Here is a 17,750-nt window from a genome sequence, read left to right as displayed (position 1 = left end):
GCTTTGCTCTTTTTAATAAGGCATTTGGGTTTCCATCGCATCAGCAGCGAATTTCTTTTTATTGGAATCGCTCAAATGCCCTAAATTCGTGTATTCAATCTTAGCGTCAGCCAAAAACTTGGATTGGATGGTGTTGTTCCTTTCAATATCATAAGGGCGGATCACCCCACTCACCTTAAGGATTTGCTTTTCCCCATCCACTAGCACTTCCTTATTCCCATAGATGAAATAATTCCCGTTTTCTAGCACTTTAATGATTCGAGCGCTCAACACAATCTCTAAATCTTCGCTCTTTTTTTGCGAGCCACCGCCTTTAAAATTCGTGTTATTGCTGGATTTGGTGAAATTGTAATTATTCTTATCGTCTAAATACTGCGCTTCTTGTTTCTTTCTTTCATCTAGCCCGTTATAAGTGAGTCTTGGGGGCGTGGAATTACCCCCTGAAGCGCTTTTATAATCTTTAGAGCTGGAATAATTCGCGCTCGCTTTTTCAGAAACAATGATTGTGATCAAATCGTTAGGCTTCATCGCCCTCCTGTCCGCAAATAAAGGGCGCTCACCCTGCCCAAACAAACTCCCCAACTTGTTCAATTCAGGGATAAATTCTTTAGAGGGGGTCTCTTCTACATAACTAGGAGGGTTAAAATCAATTTTTGGCTCATTGGCTGATGCCATGCTGAATGCAACGCTAAACGCAACAGCCCCTAAATAAAGTGCTTTTTTCATCCATTAGCCTTATTTGAGTTATTTTAAGCCTCAAATTATACTCTCTTATAAAGAATAAATGCTTAATTTTGAGTAAGTTGTTGTAAAATTTAGATCTTTATAATGAAACTTAACTTGCAGGAGATAATATTGAGAACCTTGTTAAAAATGTTAGTTGGTGCAAGCTTGCTGACACACGCCTTAATAGCTAAAGAAGAAAGCGCAGCGCCTTCTTGGACAAAAAATTTGTATATGGGAGTCAATTACCAAACAGGTTCTATCAATTTAATGACTAATATCCATGAAGTTAGAGAAATCACTAACTATCAAACCGGTTACACCAATATCATAACTAGCGTTAATAGCGTTAGAAAACTCACCAACATGGGATCTAATGGGATTGGATTAGTCATGGGCTATAACCACTTTTTCCATCCGGATAAAATCTTGGGCTTGCGCTATTTTGCTTTTTTAGACTGGCAAGGCTATGGCATGAGATACCCTAAAGGCTATTATGGCGGCAATAACATGATCACTTATGGCGTGGGCGTGGATGCGATGTGGAATTTCTTCCAAGGGAGTTTCTATCAAGATGATATTAGCGTGGATATTGGCGTTTTTGGGGGGATTGCGATTGCGGGGAATAGCTGGTATATTGGCAATAAAGGGCAGGAATTATTAGGCATCACTAACAGCAGTGCGGTTGATAACACCTCTTTTCAATTCCTATTCAACTTTGGTTTCAAGGCTTTATTTGTAGATGAACATGAATTTGAAATCGGTTTTAAATTCCCCACCATTAATAACAAATACTACACCACTGATGCGCTCAAGGTTCAAATGCGTAGGGTCTTTGCCTTTTATGTGGGGTATAATTACCACTTCTAAAGGGCTTTAAAACCCAACGCAACTTCCTAACATCTTTTGGTAGTAACTCTTGGCTTTGAGGATCGTCTCTGTGTCATCGGTTTTTAAAAGCACTTCGTAATTGTTTTCAAAAGCGTTTTTGCTCCAATTCGCTGAGCCTAAAAACACGATCTTATCATCAATGATCGCTATTTTTTGGTGCATGATGCCATGATAATTCCCGTTTTTAGCCTTAAGCCCTTTCAATAAGCACACTTTCGTGTTAGGGTATTTGTCCAAATAGCCGATAGTGGATTGATTATTGCTATGATTGCTCCCGTAATCATAAATGATTTGCACCTTAATCCCCTTACTCGCTACGCTTTTAATCGCTCTTGCAATATCTCTGTGCGTGAAACTATAGATAGCGATTTTCACGCTTTCTCTGGCGTTACTAATGCCAGAAATTAAAGAATTGAGAGCGTCTTTTTGCTCATAAGGTAAGACAAATAAGCTGTTTTTAGCTTGTAAAACCCCTAAACAGCCCACCAACACACCCACGCCAACGATTTTTTTAAACTTGTTTAACATCAAATGATCCTTATTTTAAATTACACTCATGATAAAAACAACCAACCAAGTGGATTTTTGATTATAATAAAAGATTTAAAAAAAGCGATAAAAATTGATAGGCTTAAAGAAGCGTTTCTTATCAAATAAGGAGTCCCTAAAATGAAAATGATTCTATTCAACCAAAACCCCATGATCACAAAGCTGCTTGAGAGTGTTTCTAAGAAATTAGAATTGTCTATGGAAGATTTTAACCGCTATCAAGAGCTATCCACACGCCTTAAAGAAGATCCAGAATGGATTTTGATAGCTGATGATGAATGTTTGGAAAAACTAGACCAAGTGGATTGGCTAGAATTAAAAGAGATCATCTCTCAAAATAAAAACAGCGTGTGCATGTATAAAAAAGGCAATGAAGCGCAGCCCTTCTTAGAGGGCTTTGAGATGAAAATCAAAAAACCTTTTTTACCCACTGAGGTTTTAAAAGTCTTTCAAAAAAAGCTTGGTTCTAACGCAAGCGAGCTAGAGCCTAGCCAGAATTTAGACCCAACTCAAGAAGTTTTAGAAACCAATTGGGACGAATTAGAAAATTTAGGCGATTTAAAAGCCTTAGTGCAAGAAGAGCCTAACAACGAAGAGCAACTGCTCCCCACTTTAAACGTGCAAGAAGAAAAAGAAGAGGTTAAAGAAGAAGAAAAAGAAGAGGTTAAAGAAACTCCCCAAGAAGAAGAAAAACCTAAAGATGATGAAATACAAGAGAGTGAAACCCAAAAAAATGAAGAAGTTTCTAAAGAGTTGGAAACGCAAGAAGAATTAGAAATCCCTAAAGAAGAAACGCAAGAGCAAGTCAAAGAACAAGAGCAAGTCAAAGAACAAGAGCAAGTCAAAGAACAAGAGCAAGTCAAAGAACAAGAGCAAGTCAAAGAACAAGAGCAAGTCAAAGAACAAGAGCAAGTCAAAGAACAAGAGCCAATCAAAGAAGAAACGCAAGAAAATAAGGAGGAAAAACAAGAAAAAACACAAGATTCCCCAAGCGCGCAAGAATTAGAGGCCATGCAAGAATTAGTCAAAGAAATCCAAGAAAATTCTAACGGCCAAGAGGATAAAAAAGAAACGCAAGAAAATACAGAAACCCCACAAGAATTAGAAAAACAAGAGTTAGAAAAGCAAGAAAAAACCCAAGAGAGTGCAGAAACACCGCAAGATGTAGAAACCCCACAAGAAAAAGAAACGCAAGAATTAGAAACCCCACAAGAAACCCCACAAGAAAAAGAAATCCCACAAGAAAATACAGAAACACCGCAAAAATTAGAAACCCAAGAAGACCATTACGAAAGCATTGAAGACATTCCTGAGCCGGTGATGGCTCAAGCGATGGGGGAAGAATTGCCCTTTTTGAATGAAGCCGTTGCAAAAACTTCTAATAATGAGAACGACACAGAAACCCCTAAAGAGAGCGTTATCAAAACCCCACAAGAAAAAGAAGAAAGCATAGAAACCCCTAAAGAAAGCGATAAAACTTCCAGCCCCTTAGAATTGCGCTTGAATTTGCAAGATTTATTAAACAGCCTCAATCAAGAGTCCTTAAAAAGCCTTTTAGAAAACAAGACCTTAAGCATTAAAATCACTTTAGAGGATAAAAAACCTGATGCATAATGATTTTAATTTACTCATCCTTTCAGGCCCTAGCGGAGCGGGTAAAAGCACCCTTACAAAGTATTTGCAAGAAAAAATCCCAAAAACCCATTTTTCCCTTTCCACCACCACACGAAAGCCCAGAGAGGGCGAAGTTGATGGCTTGCATTACAATTTTGTCAGCGAAGAAGAATTTAAACAAGGCATAGAAAAAGGGCAGTTTTTAGAATGGGCGATCGTGCATAACCACTATTATGGCACTTCTAAAATCCCTGTAGAAAAAGCCTTAAAAGAGGGCAAAATCGTCATTTTTGATATTGATGTGCAAGGGCATGAGATCCTTAAAAAGCATTACCCCAACGCATGCTCTGTGTTTATTAGCACCAAAAACCAAGAGATTTTAAAAGAGCGCTTGCTCTTAAGGGGGACGGATTCTAAAGAAACGATAGAAAAACGCTTGATCAACGCTTATAAGGAAATGCAGTGCTTGGAGAGCTTTGATTACCTCATCATCAATGAAGATTTGGAAAAATCCAAAGAAATCATCTTAAGCATCGCAAAAACTTTAGTCTATCGCTTAAAAGCGTTTAATTTTGAAAAAATATGCAAGGCTTGGAAAAACGAATCCTTATAAAACCTATCAATTATTTTTTAAAAAAGCTATAATTCAAAGAAAACCAACTAATAGATTAAGGAGTAAAGTATGGGCGGATTCACAAGCATATGGCATTGGGTCATTGTTTTATTAGTGATTGTGTTGTTATTTGGGGCTAAAAAGATCCCAGAGTTGGCTAAGGGTTTAGGCAGTGGGATTAAAAATTTCAAAAAAGCCGTGAAAGACGATGAAGAAGAGGCTAAAAACGAGCCAAAAACCCTAGACGCTCAAGCAACACAAACCAAAGTGCATGAAACTAGTGAGATTAAAAGCAAACAAGAAAGTTAAACATGCACACTCTCATTAAGGGCGTTTTAGAAGAGATTTTAGAAGAAGAAGTCATTATTGAATACCCTAAAGACAGAGAGCATGGGCATTACGCTACGCCCATTGCTTTCAATCTCGCCAAAGTTTTTAAAAAATCGCCCTTAGCTATCGCTGAAGAATTAGCCCTTAAAATCAGCACGCATGAAAAAACTCAAGGGCTTTTTGACAGCGTAGTGGCTTGTAAAGGCTATATCAATTTCACGCTTTCTTTAGATTTTTTAGAGCGTTTCACCCAAAAGGCTTTAGAATTAAAAGAAAAATTTGGCTCTCAACCCAAAAGCGAATATTCTCAAAAAATCTTTTTAGAATTTGTGAGCGCTAACCCTACAGGGCCTTTACACATAGGGCATGCTAGAGGGGCGGTGTTTGGCGATAGTTTGGCTAAAATCGCTCGCTTTTTAGGGCATGAAGTTTTGTGCGAATATTATGTTAATGACATGGGATCTCAAATCCGCTTGCTAGGGCTTTCTGTATGGATCGCTTACAGAGAGCATGTTTTACAAGAAAGCGTAACTTACCCAGAAGTCTTTTACAAAGGCGAATACATCATTGAAATCGCTAAAAAGGCGAACAACGATTTAGAGCCAAGCCTTTTTAAAGAAAACGAAGAGACTATTATTGAAGTTTTAAGCGGCTATGCTAAAGATTTAATGCTTTTAGAAATTAAAGATAATTTAGACGCTTTAGGCATTCATTTTGATTCCTATGCGAGCGAAAGAGAAGTTTTTAAACGTAAAGATGCGGTGTTTGAACGATTAGAAAAAGCGAACGCCCTTTATGAAAAGGATTCTAAAATCTGGCTCAAATCTTCACTCTACCAAGATGAAAGCGATCGGGTGCTCATTAAAGAAGATAAGAGCTACACTTATTTAGCCGGCGATATTGTCTATCATGATGAAAAATTCAAGCAAAACTACGCCAAATATATCAACATTTGGGGGGCAGACCACCACGGCTATATCGCTAGAGTGAAAGCTAGCCTTGAGTTTTTGGGCTATGATTCCAACAAGCTTGAAGTCTTGCTCGCTCAAATGGTGCGCTTGCTCAAAGATAACGAGCCTTACAAGATGAGTAAAAGAGCGGGTAATTTCATTTTGATTAAAGATGTGATTGATGATGTGGGTAAGGACGCTTTAAGGTTTATTTTTTTAAGCAAACGGCTTGACACGCATTTAGAATTTGATGTCAATACTTTAAAAAAGCAAGACAGCTCAAACCCTATTTACTATATCCATTACGCTAATTCGCGCATCCACACCATGCTAGAAAAATCGCCTTTTTCTAAAGAAGAAATTTTACAAACCCCTTTAACCCATTTAAACGCTGAAGAAAAATACCTGCTTTTTAGTGCTTTAAGCTTGCCTAAAATCATTGAATCTTCTTTTGAAGAATACGGCTTGCAAAAAATGTGCGAATACGCAAAAACTCTCGCTTCAGAATTCCACCGCTTCTATAACGCTGGCAAGATTTTAAACACCCCTAAAGCTAAAGAGCTTTTAAAGATTTGTTTAATGGTGAGCTTGAGTTTAAGCAACGCTTTCAAACTTTTAGGCATAGAGATAAAAACCAAAATTTCCGCTAAAGATTAAGCTAATATTTAATTTTTTGTTATAACATTCCCCTTATTTTTTGAAACTAAGGAGAATATTTTGCTTAATCGTATTATAGCACACATGAACGCTCACCATGTAGAAGACATGAAAGGTTTGTTGAAAAAATTCGGGCAAGTCCATCACGCTGAAAATGTCGCCTTTAAAAGCGTGGATTCTCAAGGCGTTGTGATTGGTTATAACAACAATCAAACCTTAAGGATTGAATTTAACCACGAAGTCAAAGACCCTAAAGACTACAAAAACGCTATCATTGAATTGTGCCAAAGCGTAGAAAAAACCCATGATTTAAAAGGCGTGGAAGAAGAAGTTAAAGCCTTTAAAGAAGGCTTTGATTCTGTTTGTTTAGCGACCTTACACCCTAATGGGCATGTGGTATGCTCTTATGCACCTTTAATGAGCGATGGCAAACAATACTATATTTATGTGAGCGAAGTGGCGGAGCATTTTGCCGGCCTTAAACACAACCCACACAATGTGGAAGTGATGTTTTTAGAAGACGAAAGCAAGGCTAAATCAGCTATTTTGAGAAAACGCTTGCGTTATAAAACCAACGCTCGTTTTATTGAAAGAGGGGCAGAGTTTGACAAAGCGTTTGATTCTTTCATTGAAAAAACCGGCGGAGCTGGGGGCATTAAAACCATTCGCACCATGCAAGATTTCCATTTGATCGCATTGGATTTCAAAGAAGGGCGTTTCGTGAAAGGCTTTGGTCAAGCTTATGATATTTTAGGCGACAAAATCGCTTATGTTGGGGGTAAAGGCAACCCACACGATTTCGCTCACAAGAAATAAACTTTCTCACTCATAAGGGGTGAACGCCCCAAAAAGACCGCTTTTTAGAGGGGTTATGGCAAAGTCAAGCCCTTTACCATCCACTCTTAAAAAATGCTAAAGGTCTTTTTATGGGCTAACACCAAACAAAAAGCATCAAAAGCAAAAAATGACAAAATTTTTCCAAAATGACAAAAGAAACGCTTCCATGCTATTCAGTGATGCTCTTTTTAAGCCTAGCCCATAGTTGTTAGCGTCTTTTCAGTAATGATACCGCAAAGCCTTATTCTAATAGAAGCCTTGTTTTTATGAAGCGCTTTTGAAGCAAGCTCTATAGGCGCTAATAACCACCCTTTTTTGCTCAATCGTGGGATCTCTTTAATAATACGGGTATTGATAAAGGACGCTCCTTAAATTTATTCTTATCATGCTTTCATTATGCGCTATCAATTAACAAGTTTCAATATAATATAAGATCTTGTTTTTTATAACTTTGTTAAGGATCAAAATGCGCGTGTTTGTTTGCTTTTTAGGGGTTTTTGTGTCTAACGGCTTGGCTCGTTTTGGCTATGTGGTTTTAATCCCCCTACTCATTTTATCAGGGAGTTTAACCCCAAACCAAAGCTTCCAACTGGGTATTGCGGTGTTAATGGGCTATGTTTTTGGGAGTTTTTTAATCCAATTTTTAAGCCCGCTAATGTCATTAGAAAGCATCGCTAAAATCAGTTTTGGTTTGATCGCTTTGAGTTTTTTAATCTGTTATTTTGATAGTATCCCTTTCTTTTGGCTTTGGATCTGGCGTTTTATCGCCGGTGTGGCTAGCAGCGCGTTAATGATTTTAGTCGCCCCTCTCTCTTTGCCCTATGTCAAAGAAAATAAAAAAGCCTTAGTGGGGGGGTTTATTTTTAGCGCTGTAGGCATTGGATCTGTCTTTAGCGGGTTTGTTCTGCCCTGGATTAGCTCTTATAATATCAAATGGGCATGGATTTTTTTAGGGGGCAGTTGTTTGATAGCCTTTATTCTTTCCTTGGTTGGGTTAAAAAACCATTCTTTAAAGAAAAAATCCGTTAAAAAAGAAGAAAGCACGTTTAAAATCCCCTTTCATTTGTGGTTATTGCTCATTTCTTGCGCGCTCAATGCGATTGGTTTTTTACCGCACACGCTTTTTTGGGTGGATTATTTGATCCGCCATTTAAATATCTCCCCCACTACCGCTGGAACTTCATGGGCGCTTTTTGGTTTTGGGGCCACGCTTGGCTCTTTAATCAGCGGCCCCATGGCTCAAAAACTAGGGGCTAAAAACGCCAATATCTTTATCCTTATTTTAAAATCTATCGCATGCTTTTTACCCATTTTTTTCCACCAAATCCCTTTACTCAATTTAAGCATCTTTATAATGGGAGCGGCCACAACCGCCAATATCAATTTATTCAGCATGATGGCTTTAAAAATTGCAGGCGCAAAGCATTTCGCTAAAGCGTCTTCGTGGGTGGTGTTTTCTTTTGGCATTTTCCAAGCGCTTTTTTCGTATCTTTTCACGATCTTTTTAGGGGATTTGGGCTATCTTTTGATTTTTGTTATTTGTGGGGTGTGTTTGGTTTTAAGCTTTATCGTTCTTTTCCCTATCAAAATGCAAACAGCCATCAATAAATAGAAAAATTATTGGGTTTCAAAACCCTTAATGCCGAGAAAATCCTTAAAACCCTTTAATGAATTTAAGATTTTTTCACGCTCTAAATGGCGCATGATAAAAACGAGGTTAGAGCCGTTTTGATCCTTTAAAATGTGCTTAGGCGGGTAAATGATATGCATCACGCCGTTAATGCTCACCAAAAAGCCGCTTCCAGTGTCAATAATCCCCTTGATTCGTAAAATCTGTGTGCCGTATTTATGCAACAACAAACTCAGCCAAATCCCAAACGCGCTCCATTCCATCGCCCCTTCAAAATTAATGCTCAAAGTTTCAAAGCCTTGCGAGTGCGAATCTTTTGGCATTCTTGGCATGAAATTTCGTGCCCTATTTTTGCGTGAAAAAAAGCTTTCGTAATGGATATTTTTCTTGTCAAAAATTTCTGCATTAGGGTTAATGGCTTGCAAGCGCTCTTTTAATTTGATTAAAGCCACGCTGTCGTTTTGCAAATCCGTTTTGGTCAATAAAACGCTATCAGCAAAAACGATTTGCTCTTTAGCTTCATTGTTTTTTAAATGCATTCTAGCATTCAGTGTATCCACGCAAACCACCACGCTTTGAATCTCAAAATGCACCCCTAAAAAAGTGTCGCTCAAAATCGTCCATAAAATCGGCGCCGGATTGGCTAAACCGGTGGTTTCAATGATGATGCACTTTAAAGTTTCGCCGCGCCATTCATAGTTATTGAGCGTGGCTTTTAGAGATTCCACTAAATCCATGCGTTTGTTGCAACACACACACCCTGCGTTAAGATAGAGCATTTTTTCACCGCAATATTGAACGCTTAAGATGCGCTGATCCAAGGCGGCTTGACCGATTTCATTGATGATAAGCGCAACGCCTTGGTGATCTATTTGGTTTAAATATTCGCTTAAAAAACTCGTTTTACCGCTGCCTAAAAAACCGGTGATGAGCGTGATAGGGATTTTGGGCATCAGTGAATGGCGTTTGTATTTTGATTTAAAAACGCTAACAGATGAGAATCTAGCGCATCCATCTCTTTTTTGGCTAAGTTTTGCGCCTTATCCCATAAATCGCCTAAATCATTCACGATCACGCTTTGCCCTTTTTTATCGCATAGCACAAACTTCGTGCCTTGCCAATCATCAATTTTTAGCCCATAAAACGCCAAGATTCTATTGAGCAATCCCACTCGTTTGAGTCGTGCTCTTTTGCGCTCTCTGGCGTTTTCATTGGCACTAATAAGCACATTTTGCCCCTTCAAATTTTCATCATTCTCATAACTATCAGTCCAATGAAAAGAACGGATAAGCTCCCCGCATAAAACACACATCTTTCAACCTTTTAAATCTAAATCATGCTACAATTTTACTGAAAAAACAAGAATAAATCTCGTGCTGTTTAATTGTTTATTGATTAGGAAATTTAATGCAGGATTATAGAACTCTCACGCTAGAAAATATTTATGCACCAGATGAGATAACAGATGCGCTTTCATTGTTACAATCTTGCGGTATTGAATCGATTGTTAATCCTTCAAATATCACGCTTAATTTTGACATTGTGGATTTAAAAATGCTTGAATCTACTACACAAAATACGCTGGTTCAAAAGACATTAGAAGAGTTATATAAAATTCGCTCATTTTCTAGTCAAAATGGCAAAATCGTGTTTAAGAGCTTCAACAAAGCCAAAAAAGTCGCTAACAAAAAGCAAAACGCAAAGGCAAGATTGGCTTACGAATCTTACAAAAAAGAGTTTAGCAAAGAGACAAATGAGATTCAAAGCTGTCTGAATCAAATTTACTGCGAAGATAGCTTGGAGTTTTTAAAAAAACTCCCAAATAATTGCATAGATATAGTGCTAACTTCGCCACCTTACAACTTTGGCATCAATTACAACGCAACGCAGGATACAAATCTTTGGCAAGAGTATTTCAACACGCTTTTTGCCATTTTTAAAGAGTGTATTCGTGTATTAAAAAGCGGAGGGCGAATCATAGTCAATATCCAGCCTATGTTTAGCGATTATATCCCTACACACCATTTTATCAGCAAATTTTTCATTGATGAAGGGCTTATTTGGAAAGGCGAGATTTTATGGGAAAAGAATAACTACAACTGCAAATACTGCACTTGGGGAAGTTGGAAAAGCCCTGCTGCACCCTATTTAAAATATTCGTGGGAGTTTATTGAAATTTTTTGCAAAAATAACCTTAAAAAAGAGGGCGATAAAAACAGCATTGACATAACCGATGATGAGTTTAAAAAGTGGGTTTATGGCAAGTGGAACTTTGCCCCAGAACGCAACATGAAACAATACGGGCATGATGCAATGTTCCCAGAAGAATTAGTAAAGCGGTGTTTAAAACTATTTTCCTATCAAAATGATATTATACTAGACCCATTTAATGGTGCAGGGACAACGACAAAAATCGCCAAACAATTAGGACGCCGTTTCATAGGCATAGACATTAGCGAGAAATATTGTGAAGTAGCAAGAGCAAGACTAAAAGAAGTAACAAATTTATTTAATTGAGAGATATGATTTGAGTTCTATAGAAGATATTATACAAGTTTATAATAGCGTGGTTAAAGATATTGATAAAGATGCTCTAGAGCAACATGACAGGGCGTATGGCGGAGTTATAAGAAGCGCTAAAGGCAAATTACTAGAACACATCAGCGAAGAGATTGTAAAAATAGCGTGGCAAAATATTGGCACTAAAGCTAATAGGCTTGAAATAAATTCTAATAAAATAAAGATTCCTATCAAAGACAGCTACATAGAAAATATAGCCAACAAACAAGTAAGGGCATATATATTAGAGCGTAAGAAAGATTATTATTACGGATTGAGCGTTGATAAACATATATTTGTGGATAATCAATTGGTTATGGGGATAGAATGTAAAGCCTATACGGAAAACGCTATGCTAAAGCGAATATTAGTAGATTTTCATCTCCTTAAGACTTTATATCCAAATATATCTTGTTATTTATTTCAGCTAGAAAGTCAATTGGGAGGGGATTATTCAGCTTTGCCAGAAACCCTATTAGGATCAAAACCCACGCATTCTATAATGAGCTACTTTGAAAGCGTGAATCTAAATATAGTAACCTTACTCAAAGGCGAAAGAGACATAAACCAACCTATACACAAAAATTTCAAACCTTTAGATGAACAAATTCTCAATAAAACAATCAAACTAATGGAAAATGAATTGAGAGTTTATTTGTAGCAGGTGGTGTGAATCCCACTAAATTCACACCAACTTAGATACAATTCCAACCGCTATTTTTTTCTAGGGTTTCGTTTTAAGAAATCGTCAGCGATTTCATTGAATGTTACCCAACGCACGCCCTCGTGCTTGTTGATATGCTCAATGATTTTTTCATGCATGAGCAACACTTGCGGGCGGGCACTCACATCAGGGTGGATTGTCATGCTAAACACCGCATAATCCATCTCACGATAAACCCAATCAAATTGATCGATCCACATTTGCCCTATATCGTGCGGGCTTACAAAACCAAAACTATTGGGGGATTTTTTGATGAACATCATCGGCGGTAAATCGTCCAAATACCAGTTCGCAGGGATTTCCACCAAATCGGTTTCCACCCCACGGATCAAAGGCTTCATCCAATCCTTAGCTTCCAAACTATAATCAATCTTGCTCCAACTATCCCCCACGCGCACGAAATAGGGCGTGAAATCATTGTGCATGAGCGAGTGGTCGTATTTGAAGCCGTGTTTTAAAAGCAATTCATTAGTGATATTAGAAAACTCCCACCACGGCGCCACATAGCCTGTGGGGGCTTTGCCGGTGAGATCTTTAATCAACTCAATGCTTTTTAACAAAACATCTTCTTCTTGCTTAGCGCTCATAGCGATAGGGTTTTCATGCGAATACCCATGCGCACCCACTTCATGCCCTGCACCCACGATCATTTTCATTTGCTCAGGGAAAGTTTCAATAGAATGCCCAGGCGCAAACCAAGTCGCAGGGAGATGGTATTTTTTAAACAATTTCAAAAGCCGTGGGATCCCCACTTCACCCGCAAAAAGCCCGCGCGAAATATCATCAGGCGAATCCTCCCCACCATAGCTCCCTAGCCAACCAGCCACCGCATCAATATCCACGCCATAAGCCACTAAAATTTCTTTTGCCATAATCGCTCCTTTTTAAGTGAGTTTTCCAAACCCCTTTTTGGTGAGTTTGGTGTCAAAATCTTGTAAATAAGGGATTTTTTGGCGTTGCAGTGCCGCTTCGTTTAAATCCATTTCAGCGATAATGACTTCATTAAGCTTGGTGGCTTGCACGATGATTTTCCCATTGGGCGCGATGATTCTTGAATCGCCGGCAAACTCTAGCGTTTGTTTTAATTGAGCGTTAGTTTCTTCCCCACTATGATTGCACGCGCACACAAAACAGCCATTTTCTAACGCTCTAGCCTTGCTCAATAAATCCCAATTATAAGCCCTAGCCTTGCCAAACGCACTAGGATAGATTAAAACCTCAGCCCCTTGTAACGCTAAAAGATTCGCGCCCACGCCAAAGCCGATTTCATAGCAAATTTGCAAACCCACTTTCGCGCTAAAATCCCCAAAATCCAGCGTAAAAACCTCGTATTTTTTACCCCTTCTAAAGCGCGATTTTTCATCGCCCCACAAATAAATCTTGCGGTGTTTTCCAACGATCCCGCCTTTTGGCGGAATGATATAAGCGCTGTCGTAGAGTTTTTTATCCGTTTTTTCAATGCTGCATGCCACGATATGCGTATCGCTAGATTTTGCAAAATCGCTTAACGCTCTTAACGACTCGTTTTTTAGCTCGCCATGCTCTATCGCTTTAAAATCCAACCCAAAATCCGCATCCTTATCATTCACACAATAACCGCTATCAAACAATTCCGGTAAAACAATGAGATTCGCACCTTTGTCGTGGGCTTCTTTGGCTAGGTTGAGCGCTAATTGCAGGTTTTCATTTAAGGCGTAGGGTTTGGATTGCATTTGAATCACGGCGGTTTTTAGGATTCTCTTAGCGGAATTTTTTGTTTTCAAGATCCACTCCCATTTTTGTTTTTATTGTATAGGATCAGAAATTAAAAGAGGATTAAAGGGGTTAAAATCCATACGAGTTTGTGTCAAAATTTACCATTATTATTCAAAAATCGTAATAACGCGCTAGAGAGCGAGCTTACAAACACGCCAATAAGAAAGATTAACCCGTTAAAAAGATGCAAGAATAAAAGCGCTCCTAAAATGCCTAGTAAAACCCCATACCCCCCTAAACGCCACACATTAAAAGACATTTCCAAGCCCAGGGCGAATTTTTGGAATTTTTGCTTTTCTTCTTTTTCTCCTGAATTTTGTTTCCTTAAATCCAAACGCTTTTTAACGCCGTAATACGAAGACAACGCCACGATAAAAAACCCCAAAAACCCCCCCTCAAAATTCAAAACCCCTTGAAATGCTTGGAAAAAATAAACGATGATCGCGCTGACTATATTGATAGAAAGTAAAATAAGCAAGCATTTGATTTGGCACATGGGCTTTTATGGGATTTATTTTGTTTTGTTTTGTGTGTATTTATGGTCTTTGGCTAGTTCTTCATAGTCTTTTTGCATGTTTTTATAAGCTTTATAGACATTGAGAAAGCTCGCTAACACGCCCCAAATAACCCCAAGCCAAAAAAGCCACGAAACATGAGTGAGCTTTTTAAGCCCATAGCCTATAGCCACGCCCATAAGGATCGCTACCACCATAGAAAGCCCCAAGCTCAAATAATTCGCCCCCTCTATGAATTTATAATACTTTGGCTTTTTCAAAAATTCACACACCTTTTATGATTTCATCAAAACTTTCATCGGCTTTTGCAACCGCTAAATCAATCATCTCTTCAGTCATAGGCTCACAAATAAAGCCGGTTTCAAAGCTTGAACATGCCAAATACACGCCCTTAAAGAGCATTTTTTGGTGGAATTTTGCAAACATTTCCGTATCGCTTTTTAAAGCGTCATCAAAATCACGCACCGCATTTTTGTTAAAGAAAAAGCCAAACATGCTCCCCATGTTGAGCGTTTCTAAAGCGATGTTATAGCTTTGAGCGCTCTTTTTTAAACCTTGAGTCAAACGAACGGCTAAAGCGTTTAAGCGGGTATAAAGGGTTTTATCTCTTTTGATTTTATAAAGCGCGCTCAACCCCGCACACACCGCTAGGGGGTTACCGCTTAAGGTGCCTGCTTGATACACACCTCCAATGGGCGAAAGCAAGTCCATAATTTCCGCACGCCCCCCAAAACACGCCAAAGGAAGCCCAGCGCCTATCACCTTACCAAAGGTTACCAAATCCGGCACCACGCCATAAAATTCTTGAGAACCGCTCAAACTCGCTCTAAACCCGCTCATCACTTCATCTAAAATCAGCACCGCTTGGTATTTTTCACACAAAGCCTTTAAACCCAGTAAAAACTCTTTTTGAGCCGGCACTAACCCCATGTTCCCAGCAATGGGTTCAATGATGACACAACCCACATCACCTTTTTTAAAGCATTCTTCTGTGGAGTTTAAATCGTTATAACGAGCCACTAGAGTGTGTTTGCTAAAATCGTTCGGCACGCCTAAAGAAGAAGGCGATCCAAAAGTCGCACACCCACTACCCGCTTTCACCAATAAGGAGTCGCTATGCCCATGATAGCACCCTTCAAACTTGATCAAATCGTCTTTTTGGCTATAAGCTCTAGCGAGTCGTATCGCACTCATGGTCGCTTCTGTGCCGCTATTCACTAAACGCACCTTATCTAAGCCTTCATAACAAGAAATGATTTCCTTAGCTAAAGTGGTTTCTAATTCTGTGGGAGCGCCAAAAGAAGTGCCTTTTTTTAATGCATTAATAATATTTTTTTCAATCTCTTCATCAGCATGCCCAAAAATCAAAGGCCCCCAGCTTTGCACAAAATCTATATAATGGTTGTTATCCACATCATAAAGATACGCTCCCTTACCTTTCAAAATAAAGGGTGGAGTGCCTTTAACGCTCTTAAACGCCCTCACAGGTGAATTGACCCCCCCAGCGATCACCTGCTTAGCTTCATTAAAATCATTGATGCTGTGCAACAACTCCATGATTTTTAATTATCCCTTAATCATGCTTTCAAATTGGATTTCCACTTGCGACCAAGTCAAGCCCTCATGAAAGCTCTCGCATCGTTTAGCCAAGCTCGCTAATTCGTTTTTCAAGCCAAAACTCAATAGATCCAAGACCCCTTTAACCACGAGCTTATCCTCAGCAATCGTGTATTGCATAGGCACTTTTACCAGCTTTTCATTCATCCTCACATAAGCCGTAAGAGAACCTGCATGATCGCCTTCTATCACATTCCTGAAAGTTACTTTGATGTTAGTGTTTTTAAAAAGAGCGAAAAAAGCTTCTTTAACATTTTTATTTTTCAATTCATCGCCCAAATTGACTTTTAAGCTATCCATGCTCGCGCTCGCTCCCTCTAAAAGGGTTTTTAAACTATCTTGAGATTTACCCAATTTATAGGTGATGCTTTCAAAACTCCCATTTACTGGTGTTTTAGCCTTAGATTTAAAGGCTGTCCATGTTAGCTTAGCCGAAGATAAATCCAAATTCACCGCTTGCAAAAACCCTGCTAGTAAAACCGATACCAAAACCATTTTTTTCATTCATTATCCTTTAATGTGGTCTTATCAATAACGCTTATTATTTTAGTGTAAACAAGCACGCTTACAACTAAAACGATTCGTTTTGATAATCATTTGCACTCTAAAGACGACTCAAGAGATACAATTGCGTTTATTTTAAACTCTTTTTGTAAATAATGCTGACTGAAACAAACTTTCTCAATCATTCATAAAAAGGTTAAAGCGCATGGCTATCCTTAAGACTATAACCTTGAATACAGAAAAATTCACAGCGATCGGAGTTTCAGCCTGAAACCATCTTCGTGTAAATCGCCTTGCTTTAAAAGCTCATCCGCACTAGGGCTAGAATAATGCTTGGCTAAAATAATGAAATAGGCGTTGTTATGCACCCCGATAAGATTAGGCTGGAAATAAGGGAAAGTTTCAGGGTTTAAAATCCATGTTGCGGTTTTGTTATACGCTACAGAGAGCCTTTTCCCGGCTCCACTACCCCACAAATCATACCCGTTTTCAAAAAGCAATTCGCCTGATACAGTTAGCGCAAGAAGCGCAAAATTGGTATAAGCTATCCCTTTAATGCCCTTTGTAGGGCCCCCATGATAATCGCTCGTATCGCTCCTAGTGATCGCACTAGGAATAACCCCATTCTCATCTATGGCTTTAAATACCCACTCTTGCCACCGATTAGCACTGTTTTGCAAAAGGGCATGATCATCTAACGCTAACGCAGAGCTCACATCAAAGAGAATGCCCCACGCCCCATGGTTAGTGTTAAGAGCTGATTGAGAATACTGCTGCATCCGCTTAATAAAATCTTCATATTCTGGGCTAGGAAACGCCTTTTTGACAAACCAATAAGCCATGTTCATATAGGGCATGTAAAAATTGATATTATCCTCGCTCTGATAAGTATCCACGCTTTGAAGCTCTTTAGCCCAAGCGTTTAAGATTTCTATAGCTTTTAAGCCATATTGTTTGTTTTTGCTCACTAAATAGCCTAGCGCTAAGTCATAAGACATAATAGCGGATTTTTTAAAACTCTTTGTGCATGCATCAGGCTCTCTAACCCCAGTAGAAGTGTAGTGTTTTGATGCGTTAAGTTGCGTGCATGGCTGTATTGTTTGGGAGAGCTTTTTATCAAGATGGAGTTTTTGGGGCAAGTCTGTAGATTTAAAATCCCTAAAAAAGTAATCCTGATCGGCGTGAGCTTGAACGCAAACGCAAACACACATGAACAATAAAAACAAAACAATTCTTTTCATTTCTCGCCTTTATTTTTAATGGATTGATCTAAAAATAGCGT

Annotated in this window: 20 protein-coding genes; 9 read left to right on the top strand and 11 right to left on the bottom strand. The window is 38.7% G+C overall.

The features are described from left to right. Positions 1-12: 12 nt before the first annotated feature. Entirely contained in the window at positions 13-726 is a 714-nt protein-coding gene (flgH, locus tag P6280_RS03405; RefSeq protein ID WP_000710003.1) for a flagellar basal body L-ring protein FlgH, read from the bottom strand. Positions 727-855: 129 nt separating this feature from the next. Here flgH and P6280_RS03400 point away from each other — a divergent pair, with 129 nt between their 5' ends. Next, positions 856-1,593 (top strand): outer membrane protein, encoded by a 738-nt coding sequence (locus tag P6280_RS03400; protein ID WP_164543850.1) that lies wholly within the window; start codon positions 856-858, stop codon positions 1,591-1,593. 6 nt (positions 1,594-1,599) lie between these two features. On the opposite strand, the gene P6280_RS03395 is transcribed toward P6280_RS03400, so the two are convergent. Continuing rightward, positions 1,600-2,142 (bottom strand): phospholipase D-like domain-containing protein, encoded by a 543-nt coding sequence (locus P6280_RS03395; protein WP_283236997.1) that lies wholly within the window; start codon positions 2,140-2,142, stop codon positions 1,600-1,602. A gap of 141 nt (positions 2,143-2,283) precedes the next feature. Here P6280_RS03395 and P6280_RS03390 point away from each other — a divergent pair, with 141 nt between their 5' ends. The 6 genes from P6280_RS03390 (at position 2,284) to P6280_RS03365 (ending at position 8,776) form a co-directional block, all read left to right on the top strand. After that, positions 2,284-3,777, top strand: coding sequence for a hypothetical protein (locus P6280_RS03390; RefSeq protein WP_283236996.1), 1,494 nt, complete (start codon positions 2,284-2,286; stop codon positions 3,775-3,777). Beyond that, on the top strand, positions 3,770-4,390 hold the full coding sequence (gene gmk / locus P6280_RS03385) for a guanylate kinase (RefSeq protein ID WP_000551231.1): 621 nt from the start codon (positions 3,770-3,772) through the stop codon (positions 4,388-4,390). Before P6280_RS03390 ends, gmk begins: the two co-directional genes overlap by 8 nt. A gap of 69 nt (positions 4,391-4,459) precedes the next feature. Then, entirely contained in the window at positions 4,460-4,699 is a 240-nt protein-coding gene (gene tatA, locus P6280_RS03380) for a twin-arginine translocase TatA/TatE family subunit (RefSeq protein WP_000508590.1), read from the top strand. A 2-nt stretch (positions 4,700-4,701) separates the two neighbouring features. Then, on the top strand, positions 4,702-6,327 hold the full coding sequence (gene argS / locus P6280_RS03375) for an arginine--tRNA ligase (RefSeq protein WP_283236995.1): 1,626 nt from the start codon (positions 4,702-4,704) through the stop codon (positions 6,325-6,327). Positions 6,328-6,387: 60 nt separating this feature from the next. Then, positions 6,388-7,143 (top strand): HugZ family heme oxygenase, encoded by a 756-nt coding sequence (locus tag P6280_RS03370; protein ID WP_283236994.1) that lies wholly within the window; start codon positions 6,388-6,390, stop codon positions 7,141-7,143. Between the two features lie 487 nt (positions 7,144-7,630). Further along, positions 7,631-8,776 carry a YbfB/YjiJ family MFS transporter gene (locus P6280_RS03365; protein ID WP_283236993.1) on the top strand — a complete coding sequence of 382 codons (1,146 nt, stop codon included), beginning with the start codon at positions 7,631-7,633 and terminating at the stop codon, positions 8,774-8,776. A gap of 5 nt (positions 8,777-8,781) precedes the next feature. On the opposite strand, the gene P6280_RS03360 is transcribed toward P6280_RS03365, so the two are convergent. Next, on the bottom strand, positions 8,782-9,747 hold the full coding sequence (locus tag P6280_RS03360; protein ID WP_283236992.1) for a CobW family GTP-binding protein: 966 nt from the start codon (positions 9,745-9,747) through the stop codon (positions 8,782-8,784). Further along, entirely contained in the window at positions 9,747-10,106 is a 360-nt protein-coding gene (locus tag P6280_RS03355; protein WP_283236991.1) for a hypothetical protein, read from the bottom strand. The genes P6280_RS03360 and P6280_RS03355 overlap by 1 nt, the downstream gene beginning before the upstream one ends. Before the next feature lie 95 nt (positions 10,107-10,201). Between P6280_RS03355 and P6280_RS03350 the strand changes: the two genes are divergently transcribed. Together P6280_RS03350 and P6280_RS03345 are read left to right on the top strand one after the other, a co-directional pair. Then, a complete protein-coding gene (locus tag P6280_RS03350; RefSeq protein ID WP_180387831.1) occupies positions 10,202-11,311 on the top strand; it encodes a DNA-methyltransferase in 1,110 nt (369 codons plus the stop codon). Between the two features lie 10 nt (positions 11,312-11,321). Continuing rightward, complete coding sequence (locus tag P6280_RS03345) at positions 11,322-12,014, top strand: restriction endonuclease (protein ID WP_180387830.1); 693 nt, start codon at positions 11,322-11,324, stop codon at positions 12,012-12,014. Positions 12,015-12,067: 53 nt separating this feature from the next. On the opposite strand, the gene P6280_RS03340 is transcribed toward P6280_RS03345, so the two are convergent. The 7 genes from P6280_RS03340 to P6280_RS03310 form a co-directional block, all read right to left on the bottom strand. After that, positions 12,068-12,949 (bottom strand): polysaccharide deacetylase family protein, encoded by an 882-nt coding sequence (locus tag P6280_RS03340; RefSeq protein WP_220933896.1) that lies wholly within the window; start codon positions 12,947-12,949, stop codon positions 12,068-12,070. Positions 12,950-12,961: 12 nt separating this feature from the next. Further along, positions 12,962-13,840, bottom strand: coding sequence for a carbon-nitrogen hydrolase family protein (locus tag P6280_RS03335; RefSeq protein WP_283236990.1), 879 nt, complete (start codon positions 13,838-13,840; stop codon positions 12,962-12,964). An 83-nt stretch (positions 13,841-13,923) separates the two neighbouring features. Continuing rightward, positions 13,924-14,328, bottom strand: a complete 405-nt coding sequence (locus P6280_RS03330) for a hypothetical protein (RefSeq protein ID WP_000336438.1) — start codon at positions 14,326-14,328, stop codon at positions 13,924-13,926. Between the two features lie 15 nt (positions 14,329-14,343). Continuing rightward, positions 14,344-14,607: an AtpZ/AtpI family protein gene (locus tag P6280_RS03325; RefSeq protein WP_014535352.1), complete on the bottom strand. Its 264-nt coding sequence runs from the start codon at positions 14,605-14,607 to the stop codon at positions 14,344-14,346. A gap of 4 nt (positions 14,608-14,611) precedes the next feature. Next, entirely contained in the window at positions 14,612-15,904 is a 1,293-nt protein-coding gene (hemL, locus tag P6280_RS03320; protein WP_283236989.1) for a glutamate-1-semialdehyde 2,1-aminomutase, read from the bottom strand. 9 nt (positions 15,905-15,913) lie between these two features. Next, on the bottom strand, positions 15,914-16,468 hold the full coding sequence (locus P6280_RS03315) for a YceI family protein (protein WP_000738934.1): 555 nt from the start codon (positions 16,466-16,468) through the stop codon (positions 15,914-15,916). Between the two features lie 245 nt (positions 16,469-16,713). After that, a complete protein-coding gene (locus P6280_RS03310; RefSeq protein WP_180511324.1) occupies positions 16,714-17,709 on the bottom strand; it encodes an alginate lyase family protein in 996 nt (331 codons plus the stop codon). Between the last annotated feature and the right edge of the window lie 41 nt (positions 17,710-17,750).

Origin of the sequence: Helicobacter sp. 219-2 (assembly GCF_030053225.1) — a bacterium.
Lineage (GTDB): Bacteria > Campylobacterota > Campylobacteria > Campylobacterales > Helicobacteraceae > Helicobacter > Helicobacter pylori_C.
This window is presented reverse-complemented; position numbering and strand designations above follow the sequence as displayed.

Coding starts and splice junctions, on each gene's coding strand:
- flgH (WP_000710003.1), bottom strand. CDS start 726: ATGAAAAAAGCACTTTATTTAGGGGCTGTTGCGTTTAGCGTTGCATTC.
- P6280_RS03395 (WP_283236997.1), bottom strand. CDS start 2,142: ATGTTAAACAAGTTTAAAAAAATCGTTGGCGTGGGTGTGTTGGTGGGC.
- P6280_RS03390 (WP_283236996.1), top strand. CDS start 2,284: ATGAAAATGATTCTATTCAACCAAAACCCCATGATCACAAAGCTGCTT.
- gmk (WP_000551231.1), top strand. CDS start 3,770: ATGCATAATGATTTTAATTTACTCATCCTTTCAGGCCCTAGCGGAGCG.
- tatA (WP_000508590.1), top strand. CDS start 4,460: ATGGGCGGATTCACAAGCATATGGCATTGGGTCATTGTTTTATTAGTG.
- argS (WP_283236995.1), top strand. CDS start 4,702: ATGCACACTCTCATTAAGGGCGTTTTAGAAGAGATTTTAGAAGAAGAA.
- P6280_RS03365 (WP_283236993.1), top strand. CDS start 7,631: ATGCGCGTGTTTGTTTGCTTTTTAGGGGTTTTTGTGTCTAACGGCTTG.
- P6280_RS03360 (WP_283236992.1), bottom strand. CDS start 9,747: ATGCCCAAAATCCCTATCACGCTCATCACCGGTTTTTTAGGCAGCGGT.
- P6280_RS03355 (WP_283236991.1), bottom strand. CDS start 10,106: ATGTGTGTTTTATGCGGGGAGCTTATCCGTTCTTTTCATTGGACTGAT.
- P6280_RS03350 (WP_180387831.1), top strand. CDS start 10,202: ATGCAGGATTATAGAACTCTCACGCTAGAAAATATTTATGCACCAGAT.
- P6280_RS03340 (WP_220933896.1), bottom strand. CDS start 12,949: ATGGCAAAAGAAATTTTAGTGGCTTATGGCGTGGATATTGATGCGGTG.
- P6280_RS03330 (WP_000336438.1), bottom strand. CDS start 14,328: ATGTGCCAAATCAAATGCTTGCTTATTTTACTTTCTATCAATATAGTC.
- hemL (WP_283236989.1), bottom strand. CDS start 15,904: ATGGAGTTGTTGCACAGCATCAATGATTTTAATGAAGCTAAGCAGGTG.
- P6280_RS03315 (WP_000738934.1), bottom strand. CDS start 16,468: ATGAAAAAAATGGTTTTGGTATCGGTTTTACTAGCAGGGTTTTTGCAA.
- P6280_RS03310 (WP_180511324.1), bottom strand. CDS start 17,709: ATGAAAAGAATTGTTTTGTTTTTATTGTTCATGTGTGTTTGCGTTTGC.